Origin of the sequence: Escherichia sp. MOD1-EC6819, assembly GCF_002965765.1 — a bacterium.
Lineage (GTDB): Bacteria > Pseudomonadota > Gammaproteobacteria > Enterobacterales > Enterobacteriaceae > Escherichia > Escherichia ruysiae.
Window position 1 is genome coordinate 51,944 of the sequence record NZ_PTRG01000011.1, and the last position, 20,456, is coordinate 72,399.

Here is a 20,456-nt window from a genome sequence, read left to right on the forward strand (position 1 = left end):
GCCTTTATACTACCGCGCGTTTGTTTATAAACTGCCCAAATGAAACTAAATGGGAAATTTCCAGTGAAGTTCGTAAAGTATTTATTGATCCTTGCAGTCTGTTGCATTCTGCTGGGAGCAGGCTCGATTTATGGCCTCTACCGCTACATCGAGCCACAACTGCCGGATGTGGCGACATTAAAAGATGTTCGCCTGCAAATTCCGATGCAGATTTACAGCGCCGATGGCGAGCTGATTGCTCAATACGGTGAAAAACGTCGTATTCCGGTTACATTGGATCAAATCCCGCCGGAGATGGTGAAAGCCTTTATTGCGACGGAAGACAGCCGCTTCTACGAGCATCACGGCGTTGACCCAGTGGGGATCTTCCGTGCGGCAAGCGTGGCGCTGTTCTCCGGTCACGCATCGCAAGGGGCGAGCACCATCACCCAACAACTGGCGAGAAACTTCTTCCTGAGTCCAGAACGCACGCTAATGCGTAAAATTAAGGAAGTCTTCCTCGCAATTCGTATTGAACAGTTGCTGACGAAAGACGAGATCCTCGAGCTTTATCTGAACAAGATTTACCTCGGTTACCGCGCCTATGGTGTCGGTGCTGCGGCACAAGTCTATTTCGGTAAAACCGTCGACCAATTGACACTGAACGAAATGGCGGTGATTGCCGGGCTGCCTAAAGCCCCTTCCACCTTCAACCCGCTCTATTCAATGGATCGAGCCGTCGCGCGGCGTAACGTCGTGCTGTCGCGAATGCTGGACGAAGGGTATATCACCCGACAGCAGCTCGATGAGACACGCACCGAAGCGATTAACGCCAACTATCACGCACCGGAGATCGCCTTCTCAGCGCCATATCTCACCGAAATGGTACGTCAGGAGATGTATAACCGTTACGGCGAAAACGCTTATGAAGACGGCTATCGCATTTACACTACCATTACCCGCAAAGTGCAGCAGGCCGCACAGCAAGCCGTGCGTAATAACGTACTGGACTACGACATGCGTCACGGCTATCGCGGCCCGGCCAATGTGCTGTGGAAAGTAGGTGAATCAGCGTGGGATGACAAAAAGATTACCGATACGCTGAAGGCGCTGCCAACCTATGGTCCGCTGCTACCTGCCGCAGTCACCCGCGCCAACCCGCAGGAAGCAACAGCAATGCTGGCGGACGGAACATCTGTGACGCTGCGTATGGAAGGGATTCGCTGGGCACGGCCTTATCGCTCCGATACACAGCAGGGACCGACGCCGCGTAAAGTGACCGATGTTGTGCAAACAGGTCAGCAAATCTGGGTTCGCCAGGTGGGCGATGCCTGGTGGCTGGCACAGGTGCCGGAAGTGAACTCGGCGCTGGTATCGATCAATCCGCAAAACGGCGCAGTTATGGCGCTGGTCGGTGGTTTTGATTTCAATCAGAGCAAGTTTAACCGCGCCACCCAGGCACTGCGTCAGGTGGGTTCGAATATCAAGCCGTTCCTCTACACCGCAGCGATGGATAAAGGTCTGACGCTGGCAAGTATGCTGAACGATGTGCCAATTTCCCGCTGGGACGCAGGCGCGGGTTCTGACTGGCAGCCGAAAAACTCACCGCCGCAGTACGCCGGTCCAATCCGTTTACGTCAGGGGTTGGGCCAGTCGAAAAACGTGGTAATGGTACGCGCAATGCGAGCAATGGGCGTGGACTATGCCGCAGAGTATTTGCAACGCTTCGGCTTCCCGGCACAAAATATTGTCCACACTGAATCGCTGGCACTGGGTTCCGCTTCCTTCACGCCGTTACAGGTGGCGCGCGGGTACGCAGTGATGGCTAATGGTGGCTTCCTGGTCGACCCCTGGTTTATCAGCAAAATTGAAAACGATCAGGGCGGCGTGATTTTCGAAGCGAAACCGAAAGTAGCCTGCCCGGAATGTGATATTCCGGTGATTTACGGTGATACGCAAAAATCGAACGTGCTGGAAAACAGCGACGTTGAAGACGTGGCTATCTCTCGCGAACAGCAGAATGTTTCTGTGCCAATGCCACAACTGGAGCAGGCTAATCAGGCATTAGTGGCGAAGACTGGTGCGCCAGAATACGCACCACACGTCATCAGCACACCGCTGGCGTTCCTGATTAAGAGCGCCCTGAACACCAATATCTTTGGTGAACCTGGCTGGCAGGGCACTGGCTGGCGCGCAGGTCGTGATTTGCAACGTCATGATATCGGCGGGAAAACAGGGACGACCAACAGTTCGAAGGATGCATGGTTTTCGGGTTACGGACCGGGCGTTGTGACATCGGTATGGATTGGCTTTGATGATCACCGCCGTAATCTCGGTCACACTACGGCTTCCGGGGCGATTAAAGATCAGATCTCCGGTTACGAAGGCGGTGCGAAGAGCGCCCAGCCAGCCTGGGATGCTTATATGAAAGCCGTTCTGGAAGGTGTACCGGAACAACCGCTGACGCCGCCGCCGGGTATTGTGACGGTGAATATCGATCGCAGCACCGGGCAACTGGCCAACGGTGGTAACAGCCGCGAAGAGTATTTCATCGAAGGTACGCAGCCTACACAGCAAGCAGTATGCGAGGTAGGGACAACCATCATCGATAATGGTGAGGCTCAGGAATTGTTCTGATTAAAAAGGCGCTTCGGCGCCTTTTCAGTTTGCAGACAAAGTGCGCGTTGTTCATGCTGGATGCGGCGTGAACGCCTTATCCAGCCAACAAAATCGTCGAAACTCAATATATTGCAGGAACCACGTAGGCCTGATAAGCGTAGCGCATCAGGCAAGCTCCACGTATTTACAACCGTCCCTGCCCCTTCAACCACTCGCGCACCAGAAACAACGCGCTGACATTACGCGCTTCGTTGAAGTCAGGATCTTCGAGCAAATCCATCATATGCGTCAGTGGCCAGCGCACCTGAGGTAGTGGCTCTGGTTCATCGCCTTCCAGCGATTCAGGGTAGAGATCTTGCGCCACCACGATATTCATTTTGCTGGAAAAGTAAGACGGTGCCATGCTGAGTTTCTTCAAAAAAGTCAGATCCCTTGCGCCAAATCCCACTTCTTCTTTGAGTTCGCGGTTTGCTGCTTCATAAACACTTTCACCGGGATCAATTAATCCTTTCGAAAAACCTAATTCGTAGGATTCAGTTCCCACCGCGTATTCGCGGATCAAAATCAGGTGATCGTCCACAATCGGCACAATCATCACGGCTTCCCGGTTGGTTGGACGCATTCGTTCATAAACACGCCGCACGCCGTTGCTGAACTCCAGATCCACGCTTTCGATGGTAAACAATCGGGAACGGGCTACAGTTTCAACATTCAGAATGGTGGGTTTTTGTAATGATTTGCTCATCGTGGAATCTATGCTGTGAAATCAGCAGTTATTGTGCGATATCGGACACGCATTCGGCAATGTGAATTGCATGTTATTTACATTTACGCAACTTAATAAATAATCATTCTCAAATCAAATTAAAAGTCAATAGGTTGAAATAACTCCAGGAATTTGCTGATATTCCGCCCTCAGAGGGTTTGCTATGATCACCGGTTACTGGGATGCGCTTAATGATGCTCAAGTTCAACTCCACGCTTGCCGATAGCCAACCGCAGGATCCTATATTGTGTCTAGGATGCGACTAATCACACCTGACAAATTAAGTAAGATGGGGAAAGCATGAGCACCATTGTAATTTTTATAGCTGCTTTGCTGGCCTGCTCACTACTTGCGGGATGGCTGATAAAAGTGCGCTCCAGACGGCGTCAACTGCCCTGGACTAACGCCTTCGCTGATGCGCAAACGCGCAAACTCATGCCTGAAGAACGTAACGCCGTTGAAAATTATCTCGACAGCCTGACGCAGGTTTTGCAGGTTCCTGGTCCGACGGGCGCCAGCACGGCCCCCGTATCACTGACGCTGAACGCGGAAAGCAACAACGTCATGATGCTGACACATGCCATCACGCGTTATGGCATTTCAACCGACGATCCTAACAAATGGCGTTATTATCTCGATTCGGTGGAAGTCCACCTGCCCCCGTTCTGGGAGCAGTACATCAACGATGAAAATAGCGTTGAACTGATCCATACCGATTCGCTGCCGCTGGTTATTTCTCTCAACGGTCATACGCTGCAAGAGTACATTCAGGAAACTCGTGGCTATGCGTTGCAGCCTGTTCCGTCAACGCAGGCGTCGATTCGCGGCGAAGAAAGCGAACAAATCGAACTGCTCAATATTCGCAAAGAAACACACGAAGAGTATGCGCTTAGTCGGCCGCGCGGGCTGCGCGAAGCGTTGCTGATTGTCGCCTCCTTCCTGATGTTCTTTTTCTGCCTGATTACTCCGGATGTATTTGTCCCGTGGCTGGCTGGCGGCGCGATACTGCTGTTGGGCGCAGGTCTGTGGGGGCTATTTGCGCCACCGGCAAAATCATCCTTGCGGGAGATCCACTGTCTGCGTGGTACGCCGCGTCGTTGGGGATTGTTTGGCGAAAACGATCAGGAACAGATCAACAATATTTCGCTCGGTATTATCGACCTGGTCTATCCCGCGCACTGGCAGCCTTATATTGCGCAGGATCTGGGGCAGCAAACGGATATCGATATCTATCTTGATCGGCACGTGGTACGTCAGGGACGCTATCTTTCACTGCATGACGAAGTGAAAAACTTCCCGCTGCAACACTGGCTACGCAGTACGATTATCGCGGCGGGTTCTCTGCTGGTGCTGTTTATGCTGCTGTTCTGGGTTCCGCTGGATATGCCGCTGAAATTCACCCTCTCGTGGATGAAAGGCGCGCAGACCATTGAAGCCACCAGCGTTAAACAACTGGCAGATGCCGGAGTACGTGTAGGCGATACCTTACGTCTTAGCGGTACAGGGATGTGTAATATCCGCACTTCTGGCACCTGGAGCGCGAAAACCAATTCACCGTTTTTGCCATTTGACTGCTCGCAGATCATCTGGAATGACGCCCGTTCATTGCCATTACCGGAATCTGAACTGGTCAACAAGGCCACGGCACTGACCGAGGCAGTAAACCGCCAGTTGCACCCGAAACCGGATGATGAATCTCGCGTCAGCGCCACATTGCGTTCAGCAATTCAGAAATCCGGCATGGTACTGCTCGATGACTTTGGCGACATCGTGCTGAAAACCGCCGATCTCTGTGCTGCCAAAGATGATTGTGTTCGGTTGAAAAATGCGCTGGTGAATCTCGGCAACAGTAAGGACTGGGACGCACTGGTAAAACGCGCTAACGCTGGAAAACTCGACGGCGTGAATGTATTACTCCGCCCGGTGAGCGCGGAATCACTCGATAACCTGGTGGAAACCTCCACAGCACCATTCATTACTCATGAAACGGCGCGAGCCGCGCAATCACTGAATAGCCCGGCACCGGGAGGATTCCTGATTGTCAGCGACGAAGGCAGCGATTTTGTTGATCAGCCCTGGCCTTCGGCATCACTTTACGACTACCCGCCGCAAGAACAGTGGAACGCTTTCCAGAAACTGGCGCAAATGCTGATGCATACACCGTTTAACGCCGAAGGCATCGTCACCAATATTTTTACCGATGCCAACGGCACGCAGCATATCGGCTTGCACCCCATCCCGGATCGCTCCGGCCTGTGGCGCTATCTGGGCACGACATTGCTGTTGCTGACGATGCTGGGCAGTGCCATCTATAATGGCGTACAGGCCTGGCGTCGTTATCACCGTCATCGTACTCGCATGATGGAAATTCAGGCCTATTATGAAAGCTGCCTGAATCCACAACTGATCACCCCTTCAGAAAGCCTTATCGAATAACACGTTTGCGCGGCAGGTTATGCTACCCTGTCGCGCAAATGGCTTCACTCTGGAGATTTCCCTCATGCATATCAACATTGCCTGGCAGGACGTAGATACCGTTCTGCTGGATATGGACGGCACGTTGCTCGACCTCGCCTTCGATAACTATTTCTGGCAAAAGCTGGTGCCTGAAACCTGGGGCGCGAAAAACGGGGTCACGCCACAGGAAGCGATGGAATATATGCGCCAGCAATATCACGACGTGCAGCATACGCTAAACTGGTACTGTCTTGATTACTGGAGTGAACAACTGGGTCTGGATATCTGTGCGATGACCACCGAGATGAGACCGCGCGCCGTACTGCGTGAAGATACTATTCCGTTTCTTGAGGCACTTAAAGCCAGCGGTAAGCAGCGAATTTTGCTCACCAACGCACATCCGCACAACCTGGCGGTAAAACTTGAGCATACCGGTCTTGACGCACACCTTGATTTATTACTTTCCACCCACACATTTGGTTATCCGAAAGAGGATCAGCGGTTATGGCATGCGGTGGCCGAAGCTACGGGTCTGAAAGCTGAAAGAACGCTGTTTATTGATGACAGCGAAGCAATTCTCGATGCTGCCGCGCAATTTGGTATTCGTTACTGCCTCGGCGTCACTAATCCCGACTCAGGGATTGCTGAAAAACAGTATCAGCGCCATCCGTCACTGAATGACTACCGCCGCCTGATCCCCTCGCTAATGTGAAGGAGACGCCATGAAAGAAAAACCTGCTGTTGAGGTTCGACTGGATAAATGGCTATGGGCCGCCCGTTTTTACAAAACCCGCGCGCTGGCTCGTGAAATGATCGAAGGCGGTAAGGTGCATTACAACGGGCAGCGCAGCAAGCCGAGTAAAGTCGTCGAACTGAATGCCACGCTCACTCTGCGCCAGGGAAATGACGAACGAACGGTGATTGTAAAGGCGATTACTGAACAGCGTCGCCCCGCCAGCGAGGCAGTCTTGCTGTATGAAGAGACTGCGGAAAGTGTAGAGAAACGCGAAAAAATGGCGCTGGCACGTAAACTTAATGCCTTAACCATGCCGCACCCGGATCGACGCCCGGACAAAAAAGAGCGCCGCGACCTGTTACGATTTAAACACGGCGACAGTGAATAACTGTCACCTGCAAGAGAGATGATTATGCCGCAACATGACCAATTACATCGCTATCTGTTTGAAAACTTTGCCGTGCGCGGCGAACTGGTAACCGTTTCGGAAACCCTGCAACAGATCCTTGAGAATCACGATTATCCGCAGCCCGTTAAAAACGTGCTGGCAGAACTGCTGGTTGCGACCAGCCTGTTAACCGCTACGCTGAAGTTTGATGGTGATATCACCGTACAGCTGCAAGGCGACGGTCCGATGAATCTGGCGGTTATCAACGGTAACAACAACCAGCAGATGCGCGGCGTGGCGCGCGTACAGGGCGAAATTCCGGAAAATGCCGACCTGAAAACGCTGGTCGGTAATGGTTATGTGGTGATCACCATTACCCCGAGCGAAGGCGAACGCTATCAGGGCGTGGTTGGTCTGGAAGGTGATACCCTGGCGGCCTGCCTGGAAGATTACTTTATGCGTTCTGAACAGCTTCCGACGCGCCTGTTTATTCGCACCGGCAACGTAGATGGTAAGCCCGCCGCTGGCGGTATGTTGTTACAGGTAATGCCTGCGCAAAATGCCCAGCAGGACGACTTCGACCACCTGGCGACGCTAACCGAAACCATCAAAACCGAAGAGTTGCTGACTTTGCCGGCAAATGAAGTGTTGTGGCGTTTGTACCACGAAGAAGAGGTGACGGTTTACGATCCGCAGGATGTGGAGTTCAAATGCACCTGCTCACGTGAGCGTTGCGCCGATGCGCTGAAAACGCTGCCGGATGAAGAAGTGGATAGCATCCTGGCGGAAGATGGCGAAATTGACATGCATTGTGATTACTGCGGTAACCACTATCTGTTCAATGCGATGGATATTGCCGAGATCCGCAACAACGCGTCACCGGCAGATCCGCAGGTTCATTAATTAGTTTTTCCGGCAGAGATAACTCTGCCGGATTTCATGACGAAATTGCCTGATGCGCTGCGTTTATCAGGCCTACGGTATAAATCGCAAGTTATTGTGGGTCAGCTAAGGCACCGCATCTGACAAAAATCAGATGCGCGTTGTCACTCATTCAGATTCACCTCCAGCGTTTCACCATCCACCGTAAGATTGCGCCACGTTTTAGGCTTCGTTCCCAGTTTTCTTTCCTTCGCGGCAGTGAGTAATTTCTCTTTCGTTATTTCGCGCGGAAGTAAACTCATCGTGAGCTCTTGCCATTCTTTCCCGGTGGGGTCAATGCCATAGACGATGACTCTTTCATCATTAAAGGCAAACAGGAGCCGCTCCGTCTGACCATCACTATTTAGATCTCTCTCGACCAGTACGCAAGCATCCTTTTCAATACAGGTCATCACGTTATAGCGTTCTTTGATTAAGGCCGACCAGAATGTCGCATCCGGTTTGCCAGAACCAGGGGCAATTAACACGTTATCGGCTAATGCTTTTTCCGATACCTGCTGCTGAAGATGTTGCTTCCCATCAAACGCCATCAGCAGATCCCGTCTGCGTTTCGGGTCTTTCATAAACCCGGCATCGCTTTTCAGCGACTCAAGCGCCGCACGGCCATAGCGACCGCTCTGTTCGAGCATGTAGATACTTACCTGGTCTGGCGTGTTTTGGCCGCTCTGATAACGTGCCATATGACTGTTCACGCTAATGCGCATACTGTCCAGTACCGGCGAATTAAGAAGCACCAGTATCACCAGCACCAATAACGAAACCGCAAGGTTCACTTTGCCCTGAAGAACAAGGGGATTTTGCCCTTTACGCCAGACAATACTGACAAAATATCCCAGAGACCAAACCAGTAACACCACCACAGCCAACACGCCATGCAAGCGTTCGGCAGTCCAGCCGTACTGCGCGACCCGCAGCCATAACGCCCAGGCGGCAACGAACACATACAATGGGGCGACCAGCAGAGCGGTTTGAATCAGGCAACGCAACGGCCCCGTCCAGGGAAGTGACGCTTTTTGCGGATCGCCGACAATGGACATTAAGAGCAATTGCAAAAAGGCCAGCGTCAAAAGCAACCCGGCAGCGGAAATGTGGCGAGAAATCGCGTTCAGGCCCGCAAACGGTAGGGTGATAATAAACATCAGCGTCAACAATGACACCAACGGCAGTAAACCTGTGGAGATTAACGTGAACAGCTTTTGAATGGAGTCGATTAAACGCAACTGTGTCCGCGCGAGGATCACCGCCAGTGCGGTAACCAGACCTGACGTAAGGTAAATAAACCAGTCGGTTGCAAAAAAGAGCGTTTTAAAAAACGTGATGCCAACGAGTTTAAATAACTCACTCCACAGTAAAAGCACCAGCCACGTCAGGCCACTGGTGATAAAAATCACCAGTAATATAAGTACGTTATGCCATACCGACTGGTAAAAATAGCTATAGCGGGTACTGTCATTACGCTCACGCAGACTCTGTTGTATCCACGGCAGCAACATCATTCCCATCAGCAGCAGATAACACCCAAAATCCCAAAGCGCCTTTTCCGCTCTCCAGGGACTCATGCCATCAATTTGCCACTTCAGCCAGCCGCTCATCCCGAGAGTGGCAATCAACACCATCGCCAGCCATCCCCAAAGTCGCTTCTGTTTGAAGGACACTACAGAAAATAACAAAACGGATGAAAGCGCCACGGTCGCAGGTACGCCATAAACTATCCAACTGTTATTTTTACCAGCGAGCCAGGAGATCAGCAGGTAGCAAACTAATCCCTGGAGTAATCCGGTAACAACCATTCCCCTGCGTGTTGCGGGTGAAAGCTCAACGTTTTCCATGTTGGTTATCCAGAATCAAAAGGAGAGGTAATTATCGCATCCAGGCTGGACTAATTTGTTTTTCTCAGAAAGTAATCAAAAAAAGTTAGCGTGGTGAATCGATACTTTACTCGTTGAATTTGCATCAATTTCACTCAGGAATGCGATTACACTCGCAACATTCTCGCCATATAAACCAAGTTTTAACCTTTTAAGAACATTTTCCACACCTAAAATGCTATTTCTGCGATAATAGCTACCGTTTCGTGACAGGAATCACGGAGTTTTGTCAAATATGAATTTCTCCAGATACGTAAATCTATGAGCCTTGTCGCGGTTAACACCCCCAAAAAGACTTTACTATTCAGGCAATACATATTGGCTAAGGAGCAGTGAAATGCGCGTTAACAATGGTTTGACCCCGCAAGAACTCGAGGCTTATGGTATCAGTGACGTACATGATATCGTTTACAACCCAAGCTACGACCTGCTGTATCAGGAAGAGCTCGATCCGAGCCTGACCGGTTATGAGCGCGGGGTGTTAACTAATCTGGGCGCCGTTGCCGTCGATACCGGAATCTTCACCGGCCGTTCACCAAAAGATAAGTATATCGTCCGTGACGATACCACTCGCGATACCTTCTGGTGGGCAGACAAAGGCAAAGGTAAGAACGACAACAAACCTCTCTCCCCTGAAACCTGGCAACATCTGAAAGGCCTGGTAACCAAACAGCTTTCCGGCAAACGTCTGTTCGTTGTAGACGCATTCTGTGGCGCTAACCCGGATACTCGTCTTTCCGTTCGGTTCATCACCGAAGTGGCCTGGCAGGCGCATTTCGTCAAAAACATGTTTATTCGCCCAAGCGATGAAGAGCTGGCAGGTTTCAAACCTGATTTTATCGTCATGAACGGCGCGAAGTGCACCAATCCGCAGTGGAAAGAACAGGGTCTGAACTCCGAAAACTTCGTGGCGTTTAACCTGACCGAGCGCATGCAGCTGATTGGCGGCACCTGGTACGGCGGCGAAATGAAGAAAGGGATGTTCTCGATGATGAACTACCTGCTGCCGCTGAAAGGCATTGCCTCCATGCACTGCTCCGCCAACGTTGGCGAGAAAGGCGACGTTGCAGTGTTCTTCGGCCTTTCTGGCACGGGTAAAACCACCCTTTCCACCGACCCGAAACGCCGTCTGATTGGCGATGACGAACACGGCTGGGACGATGACGGCGTGTTTAACTTCGAAGGCGGCTGCTACGCGAAAACCATCAAGCTGTCGAAAGAAGCGGAACCCGAAATCTACAACGCTATCCGTCGCGATGCGCTGCTGGAAAACGTCACCGTGCGTGAAGATGGCACTATCGACTTTGACGATGGTTCAAAAACCGAGAACACCCGCGTTTCTTATCCGATCTATCACATCGAAAACATCGTTAAGCCGGTCTCCAAAGCAGGCCACGCAACTAAAGTTATCTTCCTGACCGCAGATGCTTTCGGCGTATTGCCGCCGGTTTCTCGTCTGACTGCCGATCAAACTCAGTACCACTTCCTCTCTGGCTTCACCGCCAAACTGGCCGGTACTGAACGCGGCATCACCGAACCGACGCCAACCTTCTCCGCCTGCTTCGGCGCGGCGTTCCTGTCGCTGCACCCGACTCAGTACGCAGAAGTGCTGGTGAAACGTATGCAGGCGGCGGGCGCGCAGGCGTATCTGGTTAACACCGGCTGGAACGGCACTGGCAAACGTATCTCCATTAAAGATACCCGCGCCATTATCGACGCTATTCTGAATGGTTCGCTGGATAACGCAGAAACCTTCACTCTGCCGATGTTTAACCTGGCGATCCCGACAGAACTGCCGGGCGTTGACACGAAGATCCTCGATCCGCGTAACACTTACGCCTCTCCGGAACAATGGCAGGAAAAAGCTGAAACGCTGGCGAAACTGTTTATCGACAACTTCGATAAATATACCGACACCCCTGCGGGTGCTGCGCTGGTAGCGGCTGGTCCGAAGCTGTAATGGTTTGAAGCTGGAGAATATCTATCCAGTATCTTATAGAAAGCAAAACGGGAGGCACCTTCGCCTCCCGTTTTATTTACCCTTCTTTTGTCGCACCCTGCGCCCGCGTTACCGGCAATGGCAGCCAGGCGCGAATGGAAAGCCCGCCCCGCTCGCTGGTGCCAAGTTCCAGCATCCCGTTATGGTTATCGATAATCCGCTGCACAATCGCCAGCCCTAAGCCAGTGCCACTGATAGTGCGCGCACTGTCACCACGGACAAACGGCTGGAACAGGTGCTTACGCTGCTCCGGTTCAATCCCTGGGCCGTCATCTTCCACCTGGAACCAGGCGCGATTCGGCTCCGTTCCACTGCTGACTTTAATCCAGCCATTGCCGTAGCGGGCGGCGTTCACTACCATATTCGCCACCGCGCGTTTGATCGACAGAGGGTGCATTTTCACCTCAATGCTGCCCGGCTCAAGCGCGGTATCAATTTCCCGCTCATAGCCACTTTCGGCGGCAATCACTTCACCAAGCACAGCGTTAAGATCCGCCAGTTCCATCGGCATCTCCTGCCCGGTGCGCAGGTAGTCGATAAATTGCTCAATAATGGCGTTGCACTCTTCGATATCTTTATTGATCGATTCTGCCAGGTAGCCATCCTGCTCGCTCATCATCTCAGTCGCCAGGCGAATACGCGTCAGCGGCGTGCGCAGGTCGTGGCTTACCCCTGCCATCAGCAATGTGCGGTCATCTGCCAGTTGCTTAACGCCTGCCGCCATATGGTTGAAGGCGCGGGTAACCGAACGCACCTCCGAAGCGCCATATTCACGCAGCGGCGGCGGAATAATCCCCTTACCCACCTGCAAAGCAGCATGTTCGAGATCGACTAAGGGTCGGTTCTGAATACGAATAAATAGCCACGCGCCGCCTATTGCTAACAGCATTATCGCCAGCGTATAGCGGAACAGCGGGGAGAAATCGCCCTGATGAATTTCGGTCAGCGGCACACGTACCCAGATATTGGGCGACAGCCAGGTTTTCAGCCAGACGACAGGCGAACTTTTGTTGACCTCGACGCGGACTTCCGTCGGGCCGCCAAGCTGCTGCGCCATCTGATGGCTTAAGAATTCGTAATGTTGCGCCCAACGCAGCCCGGCCTCTTCAGCGGCTTCATTGGAGTAGAGAGAGATCCCCAGCTCACGGTAGATCTCCCGACGGAAAGCGGGAGGCACAACCAACTGCGTGCCGTCCTCCAGTTGCAGTTTGTCGGTCATCAGCATACGCACTTCGTAAGCGAGGACTTTATTAAACTGCTGGAGGCTCGGCAAAATCGCGAAGTTCAGCACCACCAGATAAGTCGTCACCAGGCTGACAAACAGCAAGGTGACGATGAGCAATAACGTGCGGGCAAATGAACTTCGTGGCGAGAAGCGCAATCGCCTCATGCTTTAGAACCGTCCGGCACGAAGACGTAGCCCAGACCCCAGACGGTCTGAATGTAACGTGGATGTGCCGGATCTTCTTCCACCATGCGGCGCAGACGCGAGATCTGCACGTCGATGGAGCGTTCCATTGCAGAATATTCACGGCCACGGGCAAGGTTCATCAGCTTATCGCGGGACAGCGGCTCACGCGGATGGCTGACCAGCGCCTTCAGTACCGCAAATTCACCGCTGGTGAGCGGCATCGGCTCATCTTCGCGGAACATTTCACGCGTACCGAGGTTTAGTTTGAACTTACCAAAAGCAATTACTGCTTCTTCCTGTGACGGCGCGCCCGGCAGTTCGTTCGCCTGACGACGCAGCACTGCACGAATACGAGCCAGCAGCTCGCGCGGGTTAAACGGTTTTGGAATATAGTCGTCAGCGCCAATCTCCAGGCCAACGATACGGTCTACTTCTTCCCCTTTCGCCGTCACCATAATGATCGGCATCGGGTTACTCTGGCTACGAAGACGTCGGCAAATCGACAAGCCATCTTCACCAGGTAACATCAAATCCAGTACCATAAGATGGAAAGATTCACGAGTCAGCAGGCGATCCATCTGTTCTGCATTAGCGACGCTTCGAACCTGGAAGCCTTGTTCGGTGAGATAACGCTCCAGCAGCGCGCGCAGGCGCATGTCGTCATCGACCACCAGAATCTTGTAGTTCTCTTGCATTCTTTGTACTCCCAAAGGTTCGCAACAATTTGTAAGCGTGTATTCTTAAAAAAGCTTACGTTCGTCACCAGCAAAATCTGGTATGAATTTCAGCCTAAATTGTTACAAAGCATATTAAACAGCAGCTTAAGTATACAATTTATTCGGCGAAACATTATTGATTCTGTTGATATGATCACGTTATACCCAATGTGCGCATTATCAAACAGACAAAGGGAATCAACGAGATGAAAACGCCCCTGGTTACCCGGGAAGGGTATGAAAAACTCAAACAAGAGCTAAATTATCTCTGGCGTGAAGAACGCCCGGAGGTCACAAAAAAGGTGACCTGGGCTGCAAGTCTGGGCGACCGCAGTGAAAATGCTGACTATCAGTATAATAAAAAGCGCCTGCGTGAAATCGACCGTCGCGTGCGCTATCTCACTAAATGCATGGAAAATCTCAAAATCGTCGATTATTCCCCGCAACAGGAAGGCAAGGTCTTCTTTGGCGCTTGGGTAGAGATTGAAAACGACGATGGCGTGACTCACCGTTTTAGAATTGTCGGCTACGATGAAATTTTTGGTCGTAAAGATTACATCTCTATCGATTCCCCGATGGCTCGCGCATTGCTGAAAAAAGAAGTGGGTGATCTGGCGGTGGTGAATACGCCTGCCGGGGAAGCGAGCTGGTATGTTAATGCCATCGAGTACGTGAAACCGTAAGGAAGAGTCTTAACCTCCAGCCTTTGGCTGGCATTTTTGCCAGCCAGTCCGTATAACTATCCCCTGATTTTTGATCCGAAAAGATGAACTCAAACCATGATGAATGATTCGTTCTGCCGCATTATTGCGGGTGAAATTCAGGCGCGCCCGGAACAGGTTGAAGCCGCCGTTCGCCTGCTTGACGAAGGGAATACCGTGCCGTTTATCGCACGTTATCGTAAGGAAATCACCGGCGGTCTGGATGACACGCAGTTGCGTAATCTGGAAACGCGTCTGAGCTACCTGCGCGAGCTGGAAGAGAGACGTCAGGCGATCCTCAAGTCCATTTCTGAGCAAGGTAAACTCACCGATGAGCTGGCGAATGCCATCAACGCCACCTTAAGCAAAACCGAACTCGAAGACCTCTATCTGCCCTACAAACCTAAACGTCGCACCCGTGGGCAAATCGCCATTGAAGCAGGTCTTGAGCCGTTGGCTGACCTGCTGTGGAACGATCCGTCACATACGCCGGAAGTCGCCGCCGCACAATATGTTGATGCCGATAAAGGCGTGGCAGATACCAAAGCCGCGCTGGACGGCGCGCGCTACATTCTGATGGAACGTTTTGCCGAAGATGCCGCTCTCCTGGCGAAAGTGCGTGATTATCTGTGGAAGAACGCGCATTTGGTTTCTACGGTGGTGAGCGGTAAAGAAGAGGAAGGGGCAAAATTCCGCGACTATTTCGATCATCACGAACCGCTGTCAACGGTGCCTTCTCACCGCGCACTGGCGATGTTTCGTGGTCGTAACGAAGGCATACTCCAACTTTTGCTGAATGCCGATCCACAGTTCGATGAGCCGCCGAAAGAGAGCTACTGCGAGCAAATCATCATGGATCATCTCGGCCTGCGCCTGAACAATGCCCCGGCGGATAGCTGGCGTAAAGGCGTGGTGAGCTGGACATGGCGCATCAAGGTACTGATGCACCTGGAAACCGAACTGATGGGCACCGTGCGCGAACGTGCGGAAGATGAAGCGATTAACGTCTTTGCCCGTAACCTGCACGATCTGCTGATGGCAGCCCCCGCTGGACTGCGTGCGACGATGGGGCTCGATCCGGGTCTGCGCACCGGGGTAAAAGTCGCGGTGGTCGATGCAACTGGCAAGCTGGTGGCGACCGACACCATTTATCCGCACACCGGGCAAGCCGCAAAAGCAGCGATGACCGTTGCTGCGCTGTGTGAAAAACATAACGTTGAACTGGTAGCAATTGGTAACGGTACGGCTTCCCGCGAAACCGAGCGTTTCTATCTCGACGTGCAGAAGCAGTTCCCGAAAGTAACGGCGCAGAAAGTGATCGTCAGCGAAGCAGGCGCATCGGTTTACTCGGCTTCCGAGCTGGCAGCGCAGGAGTTCCCGGAGCTCGATGTTTCGCTGCGTGGCGCAGTGTCTATCGCCCGTCGTTTGCAGGATCCGCTGGCAGAACTGGTGAAAATCGATCCGAAATCTATCGGCGTGGGTCAGTATCAGCATGATGTTAGCCAGTCGCAGCTGGCTCGCAAACTGGACGCAGTGGTGGAAGACTGCGTTAACGCCGTTGGCGTTGATCTCAACACCGCTTCCGTTCCGCTGTTAACCCGCGTGGCGGGCCTGACGCGCATGATGGCGCAAAACATAGTTGCCTGGCGTGACGAGAACGGTCAGTTCCAGAACCGTCAGCAACTGTTAAAAGTGAGCCGCTTGGGGCCAAAAGCCTTTGAGCAGTGCGCGGGCTTCCTGCGTATTAACCACGGTGATAACCCGCTTGACGCTTCTACCGTTCACCCGGAAGCCTATCCGGTGGTTGAACGTATTCTGGCGGCAACACAGCAGGCGCTGAAAGATCTGATGGGTAACAGCAGCGAACTGCGTAACCTGAAAGCCTCTGACTTTACCGATGAGAAATTCGGTGTGCCGACGGTAACCGACATCATCAAAGAGCTGGAAAAACCGGGCCGCGACCCGCGTCCGGAATTTAAAACCGCTCAGTTTGCCGATGGCGTCGAGACAATGAACGATCTGCAACCGGGCATGATCCTCGAAGGCGCAGTCACCAACGTCACTAACTTTGGCGCGTTTGTCGATATCGGGGTGCATCAGGACGGCCTGGTTCACATCTCTTCATTGTCGAACAAGTTTGTGGAAGATCCGCATACCGTGGTGAAAGCGGGCGACATTGTGAAGGTGAAAGTGCTGGAAGTCGATCTTCAGCGTAAACGTATCGCCCTGACCATGCGTCTGGACGAGCAGCCAGGTGAAACCAACGCCCGTCGCGGCAGCGGTAACGATCGCCCGCAAAACAACCGCCCGGCAGCCAAACCGCGCGGTCGTGAAGCGCAGACAGCCGGTAACAGTGCGATGATGGATGCGCTGGCAGCGGCAATGGGTAAAAAGCGTTAAACACTATGACTGGCCTACGGTTCAGCTTTGCACGGGTTCGTAGGCCAGATAAGGCGTTCACGCCGCATCTGGCAATAAACGCCTTAACTGACATAAAAGTGCCGGAGAACATCTCCGGCATTTGAGATTGCTGACAAACTCGCTTACGGGTCAAAACAGGCACAACTTTCCCCCCTCTCCCTAGCCCTCTCCCCGATGGAGCGAGGGGACCGTCCGTGCACTTGCCTGGCTCCGGTATTTTTATTCCACAGCCAAAACCACAATATATTCCGCTAATATTTATCACATCATTAACAATTAAAACCTTAATTAAACATCAAGCCGCCCTAATAATTCGTCACTCGAATTTTATTTTGCCCCAGATATAACCTTGAGCCATATCAACATTGAGTCAGATTATTATCTAAACCAACATTCGCACACATTTTAAGTATTGCTGATAGAAACCATTCTCATTATCATTGTACTGTTGATTATTTAATCTCTCCTTCGTTGGCAAATCATCTGGTCTCATGTCGCTGTCAAACGCCCCATGAGGTAGTTATCCAGTTAATGAGAAACAAGTAGGCACCTATGCAATACACTCCAGATACTGCGTGGAAAATCACTGGCTTTTCCCGTGAAATCAGCCCGGCATATCGTCAGAAGCTGCTTTCTCTTGGCATGTTACCTGGCTCCTCTTTTAATGTGGTGCGCGTCGCTCCACTCGGTGATCCCATTCATATCGAAACTCGCCGTGTGAGCCTGGTATTACGCAAAAAAGATCTGGCCTTATTAGAAGTGGAAGCGGTTTCCTGTTAATACGGTGAGAATAACAATGAAAAAATTAACCATTGGCTTAATTGGTAATCCAAATTCTGGCAAGACAACCTTATTTAACCAGCTCACCGGCGCACGTCAGCGTGTAGGAAACTGGGCTGGCGTTACCGTCGAACGTAAAGAGGGTCAGTTCTCCACCACCGATCATCAGGTCACCCTGGTTGACCTGCCCGGCACCTATTCTCTGACCACCATCTCATCGCAAACTTCGCTTGATGAGCAAATCGCCTGTCACTACATTTTGAGTGGCGACGCCGATCTGCTGATTAACGTGGTGGATGCGTCTAACCTTGAGCGTAACCTGTACCTGACGCTGCAACTGCTGGAACTCGGCATTCCCTGCATCGTGGCGCTGAACATGCTCGACATTGCCGAGAAGCAAAATATTCGCATTGAAATTGATGCGCTGTCGGCACGTCTTGGCTGCCCGGTGATCCCGCTGGTTTCCACGCGTGGTCGCGGTATTGAAGCCCTGAAACTGGCAATTGACCGCTATAAAGCCAACGAGAATGTAGAACTGGTGCATTACGCACAGCCGCTAATCAATGAAGCCGATGCGCTGGCGAAAGTGATGCCGTCAGACATCCCGCTGAAACATCGCCGCTGGCTGGGTCTGCAAATGCTGGAAGGCGATATCTACAGCCGCGCCTACGCCGGTGAAGCGTCGCAGCATCTGGATGCAGCCCTCGCCCGTCTGCGTAATGAGATGGACGATCCGGCGCTGCACATTGCCGATGCGCGTTACCAGTGTATTGCTGCCATCTGCGATGTGGTGAGCAATACCCTGACGGCAGAACCCAGCCGTTTCACCACGGCAGTAGATAAAATCGTGCTCAACCGATTCCTCGGTCTGCCAATTTTCCTCTTTGTGATGTATCTGATGTTCCTGCTGGCTATCAACATCGGCGGGGCATTACAGCCGCTGTTTGACGTCGGTTCCGTGGCACTCTTTGTGCATGGTATTCAGTGGATTGGCTACACGCTCCACTTCCCTGACTGGCTGACGATCTTCCTCGCCCAGGGGCTGGGTGGCGGTATTAACACCGTTCTGCCACTGGTGCCGCAGATCGGCATGATGTACCTGTTCCTCTCCTTCCTCGAGGACTCCGGGTATATGGCGAGAGCGGCATTTGTGATGGACCGTCTGATGCAAGCGTTGGGTCTGCCAGGGAAATCCTTTGTGCCGTTGATCGTTGGCTTCGGTTGTAACGTACCGTCGGTGATGGGTGCGCGCACTCTTGATGCTCCGCGTGAACGTCTGATGACTATCATGATGGCGCCATTTATGTCCTGCGGTGCTCGTCTGGCAATCTTCGCAGTATTTGCTGCCGCGTTCTTCGGGCAGAATGGCGCGCTGGCTGTGTTCTCACTGTATGTCATCGGTATTGTGATGGCGGTACTGACGGGTCTGATGCTCAAATACACCATTATGCGCGGTGAAGCGACGCCGTTTGTCATGGAGCTACCGGTCTATCACGTACCACACATTAAGAGTCTGATTATCCAGACCTGGCAGCGTTTGAAAGGCTTCGTTCTGCGCGCCGGTAAAGTGATTATCATCGTCAGCATTTTCCTGAGCGCATTCAACAGCTTCTCGCTGAGTGGGAAAATCGTCGATAACATCAACGACTCGGCGCTGGCCTCTGTCAGCCGCGTGATCACTCCAGTCTTCAAGCCGATTGGCGTGCATGAAGATAACTGGCAGGCAACGGTTGGACTGTTTACTGGCGCAATGGCGAAAGAAGTGGTGGTGGGTACTCTCAACACCCTCTATACCGCAGAAAACATTCAGGACGAAGAGTTCAATCCGGCGGAATTTAACCTCGGTGAAGAGCTGTTCAGCGCGGTAGATGAAACCTGGCAGAGCCTGAAAGACACCTTCAGCCTTAGCGTACTGATGAACCCAATTGAAGCCAGCAAAGGCGACGGCGAAATGGGTACTGGGGCAATGGGCGTGATGGATGAGAAATTCGGTAGCGCGGCGGCTGCTTACAGCTATCTGATATTCGTCCTGCTGTATGTACCTTGCATTTCGGTGATGGGTGCCATTGCCCGTGAATCAAGCCGTGGCTGGATGGGCTTCTCCATCCTGTGGGGGCTAAATATCGCTTACTCGCTGGCAACATTGTTCTATCAGGTCGCCAGCTACAGCCAGCACCCAACTTACAGCCTGGTGTGCATTCTGGCGGTTGTCCTGTTTAACATCGTGGTTATTGGCCTGCTGCGCCGCGCGCGTAGTCGAGTCGATATCGAACTACTGGCAAGCCGCAAAACGGTAAGCAGTTGCTGCGCAGCCAGCACCACTGGCGATTGCCACTAAGGACACGGCAATGGCTTCGCTCATTCAGGTGCGTGATTTGCTGGCGTTACGGGGTCGTATGGAAGCGACCCAGATCAGCCAGACGCTGAACACCCCGCAGCCGATGATTAACGCTATGTTGCAACAGCTGGAAAATATGGGCAAAGCGGTACGGATTCAGGAAGAACCTGATGGCTGCCTCTCTGGCAGTTGTAAAAGCTGCCCGGAAGGAAAAGCCTGTCTGCGTGAGTGGTGGATGCTGCGTTAACCTTGTTTCATCGTTCGTTTTGAAAAGCCCGGTATGCATTAGCTACCGGGCTTTTTTGCGTGCGGCTTTCCATAAAAATGCAACTCTT

The 20,456-nt window shown here is 52.4% G+C and carries 15 protein-coding genes; 11 read left to right on the forward strand and 4 right to left on the reverse strand.

What is annotated here, in order from left to right; all coding sequences use genetic code 11:
* Nucleotides 1–63: 63 nt before the first annotated feature.
* Entirely contained in the window at nt 64–2,616 is a 2,553-nt protein-coding gene (mrcA, locus tag A7Z06_RS16585; RefSeq protein WP_105279499.1) for a peptidoglycan glycosyltransferase/peptidoglycan DD-transpeptidase MrcA, read from the forward strand.
* A gap of 166 nt (nt 2,617–2,782) precedes the next feature.
* Here the strand turns inward: mrcA and nudE are convergent, their stop codons facing one another.
* The gene (nudE, locus tag A7Z06_RS16590) at nt 2,783–3,343 is read right to left on the reverse strand and encodes an ADP compounds hydrolase NudE (RefSeq protein ID WP_000045734.1); all 561 of its coding nucleotides are present in this window, start codon (nt 3,341–3,343) and stop codon (nt 2,783–2,785) included.
* A 321-nt stretch (nt 3,344–3,664) separates the two neighbouring features.
* On the opposite strand from nudE, the gene igaA reads away from it, so the two are divergent.
* The 4 genes from igaA to hslO all read left to right on the forward strand — a co-directional run bounded on the left by igaA (nt 3,665) and on the right by hslO (nt 7,848).
* Nucleotides 3,665–5,800, forward strand: a complete 2,136-nt coding sequence (gene igaA / locus A7Z06_RS16595) for an intracellular growth attenuator protein IgaA (protein WP_000104494.1) — start codon at nt 3,665–3,667, stop codon at nt 5,798–5,800.
* A gap of 64 nt (nt 5,801–5,864) precedes the next feature.
* Complete coding sequence (yrfG, locus tag A7Z06_RS16600) at nt 5,865–6,533, forward strand: GMP/IMP nucleotidase (protein ID WP_010348375.1); 669 nt, start codon at nt 5,865–5,867, stop codon at nt 6,531–6,533.
* A gap of 10 nt (nt 6,534–6,543) precedes the next feature.
* Nucleotides 6,544–6,945: a ribosome-associated heat shock protein Hsp15 gene (gene hslR / locus A7Z06_RS16605; RefSeq protein ID WP_000660493.1), complete on the forward strand. Its 402-nt coding sequence runs from the start codon at nt 6,544–6,546 to the stop codon at nt 6,943–6,945.
* Nucleotides 6,946–6,969: 24 nt separating this feature from the next.
* A complete protein-coding gene (hslO, locus tag A7Z06_RS16610) occupies nt 6,970–7,848 on the forward strand; it encodes an Hsp33 family molecular chaperone HslO (protein WP_024165248.1) in 879 nt (292 codons plus the stop codon).
* Nucleotides 7,849–7,991: 143 nt separating this feature from the next.
* Here the strand turns inward: hslO and A7Z06_RS16615 are convergent, their stop codons facing one another.
* Nucleotides 7,992–9,716, reverse strand: a complete 1,725-nt coding sequence (locus A7Z06_RS16615; RefSeq protein ID WP_105279500.1) for a DUF4153 domain-containing protein — start codon at nt 9,714–9,716, stop codon at nt 7,992–7,994.
* A 376-nt stretch (nt 9,717–10,092) separates the two neighbouring features.
* Between A7Z06_RS16615 and pckA the strand changes: the two genes are divergently transcribed.
* Nucleotides 10,093–11,715: a phosphoenolpyruvate carboxykinase (ATP) gene (gene pckA / locus A7Z06_RS16625; RefSeq protein ID WP_001309803.1), complete on the forward strand. Its 1,623-nt coding sequence runs from the start codon at nt 10,093–10,095 to the stop codon at nt 11,713–11,715.
* Nucleotides 11,716–11,791: 76 nt separating this feature from the next.
* Here the strand turns inward: pckA and envZ are convergent, their stop codons facing one another.
* Nucleotides 11,792–13,144, reverse strand: a complete 1,353-nt coding sequence (envZ, locus tag A7Z06_RS16630) for a two-component system sensor histidine kinase EnvZ (protein ID WP_001253701.1) — start codon at nt 13,142–13,144, stop codon at nt 11,792–11,794.
* Complete coding sequence (ompR, locus tag A7Z06_RS16635) at nt 13,141–13,860, reverse strand: osmolarity response regulator transcription factor OmpR (protein ID WP_001157751.1); 720 nt, start codon at nt 13,858–13,860, stop codon at nt 13,141–13,143. Before ompR ends, envZ begins: the two co-directional genes overlap by 4 nt.
* 227 nt (nt 13,861–14,087) lie before the next feature.
* Here ompR and greB point away from each other — a divergent pair, with 227 nt between their 5' ends.
* The 5 genes from greB to feoC all read left to right on the forward strand — a co-directional run bounded on the left by greB (nt 14,088) and on the right by feoC (nt 20,368).
* Nucleotides 14,088–14,564, forward strand: a complete 477-nt coding sequence (greB, locus tag A7Z06_RS16645; RefSeq protein WP_000856744.1) for a transcription elongation factor GreB — start codon at nt 14,088–14,090, stop codon at nt 14,562–14,564.
* 96 nt (nt 14,565–14,660) lie between these two features.
* Nucleotides 14,661–16,982, forward strand: coding sequence for a Tex family protein (locus A7Z06_RS16650; RefSeq protein WP_105279501.1), 2,322 nt, complete (start codon nt 14,661–14,663; stop codon nt 16,980–16,982).
* Nucleotides 16,983–17,555: 573 nt separating this feature from the next.
* Nucleotides 17,556–17,783, forward strand: coding sequence for a ferrous iron transporter A (gene feoA / locus A7Z06_RS16660; protein WP_001200455.1), 228 nt, complete (start codon nt 17,556–17,558; stop codon nt 17,781–17,783).
* Between the two features lie 16 nt (nt 17,784–17,799).
* Nucleotides 17,800–20,121 (forward strand): Fe(2+) transporter permease subunit FeoB, encoded by a 2,322-nt coding sequence (gene feoB / locus A7Z06_RS16665; protein ID WP_000737001.1) that lies wholly within the window; start codon nt 17,800–17,802, stop codon nt 20,119–20,121.
* Nucleotides 20,122–20,131: 10 nt separating this feature from the next.
* On the forward strand, nt 20,132–20,368 hold the full coding sequence (gene feoC, locus A7Z06_RS16670; RefSeq protein WP_000157593.1) for a [Fe-S]-dependent transcriptional repressor FeoC: 237 nt from the start codon (nt 20,132–20,134) through the stop codon (nt 20,366–20,368).
* Nucleotides 20,369–20,456: the final 88 nt, after the last annotated feature.

Bases quoted from the DNA above. Each gene is read 5' to 3' on its own strand.
- nudE (WP_000045734.1), bottom strand. From the start codon at position 3,343: ATGAGCAAATCATTACAAAAACCCACCATTCTGAATGTTGAAACTGTA.
- igaA (WP_000104494.1), top strand. From the start codon at position 3,665: ATGAGCACCATTGTAATTTTTATAGCTGCTTTGCTGGCCTGCTCACTA.
- yrfG (WP_010348375.1), top strand. From the start codon at position 5,865: ATGCATATCAACATTGCCTGGCAGGACGTAGATACCGTTCTGCTGGAT.
- hslR (WP_000660493.1), top strand. From the start codon at position 6,544: ATGAAAGAAAAACCTGCTGTTGAGGTTCGACTGGATAAATGGCTATGG.
- hslO (WP_024165248.1), top strand. From the start codon at position 6,970: ATGCCGCAACATGACCAATTACATCGCTATCTGTTTGAAAACTTTGCC.
- A7Z06_RS16615 (WP_105279500.1), bottom strand. From the start codon at position 9,716: ATGGAAAACGTTGAGCTTTCACCCGCAACACGCAGGGGAATGGTTGTT.
- pckA (WP_001309803.1), top strand. From the start codon at position 10,093: ATGCGCGTTAACAATGGTTTGACCCCGCAAGAACTCGAGGCTTATGGT.
- envZ (WP_001253701.1), bottom strand. From the start codon at position 13,144: ATGAGGCGATTGCGCTTCTCGCCACGAAGTTCATTTGCCCGCACGTTA.
- ompR (WP_001157751.1), bottom strand. From the start codon at position 13,860: ATGCAAGAGAACTACAAGATTCTGGTGGTCGATGACGACATGCGCCTG.
- greB (WP_000856744.1), top strand. From the start codon at position 14,088: ATGAAAACGCCCCTGGTTACCCGGGAAGGGTATGAAAAACTCAAACAA.
- A7Z06_RS16650 (WP_105279501.1), top strand. From the start codon at position 14,661: ATGATGAATGATTCGTTCTGCCGCATTATTGCGGGTGAAATTCAGGCG.
- feoA (WP_001200455.1), top strand. From the start codon at position 17,556: ATGCAATACACTCCAGATACTGCGTGGAAAATCACTGGCTTTTCCCGT.
- feoB (WP_000737001.1), top strand. From the start codon at position 17,800: ATGAAAAAATTAACCATTGGCTTAATTGGTAATCCAAATTCTGGCAAG.
- feoC (WP_000157593.1), top strand. From the start codon at position 20,132: ATGGCTTCGCTCATTCAGGTGCGTGATTTGCTGGCGTTACGGGGTCGT.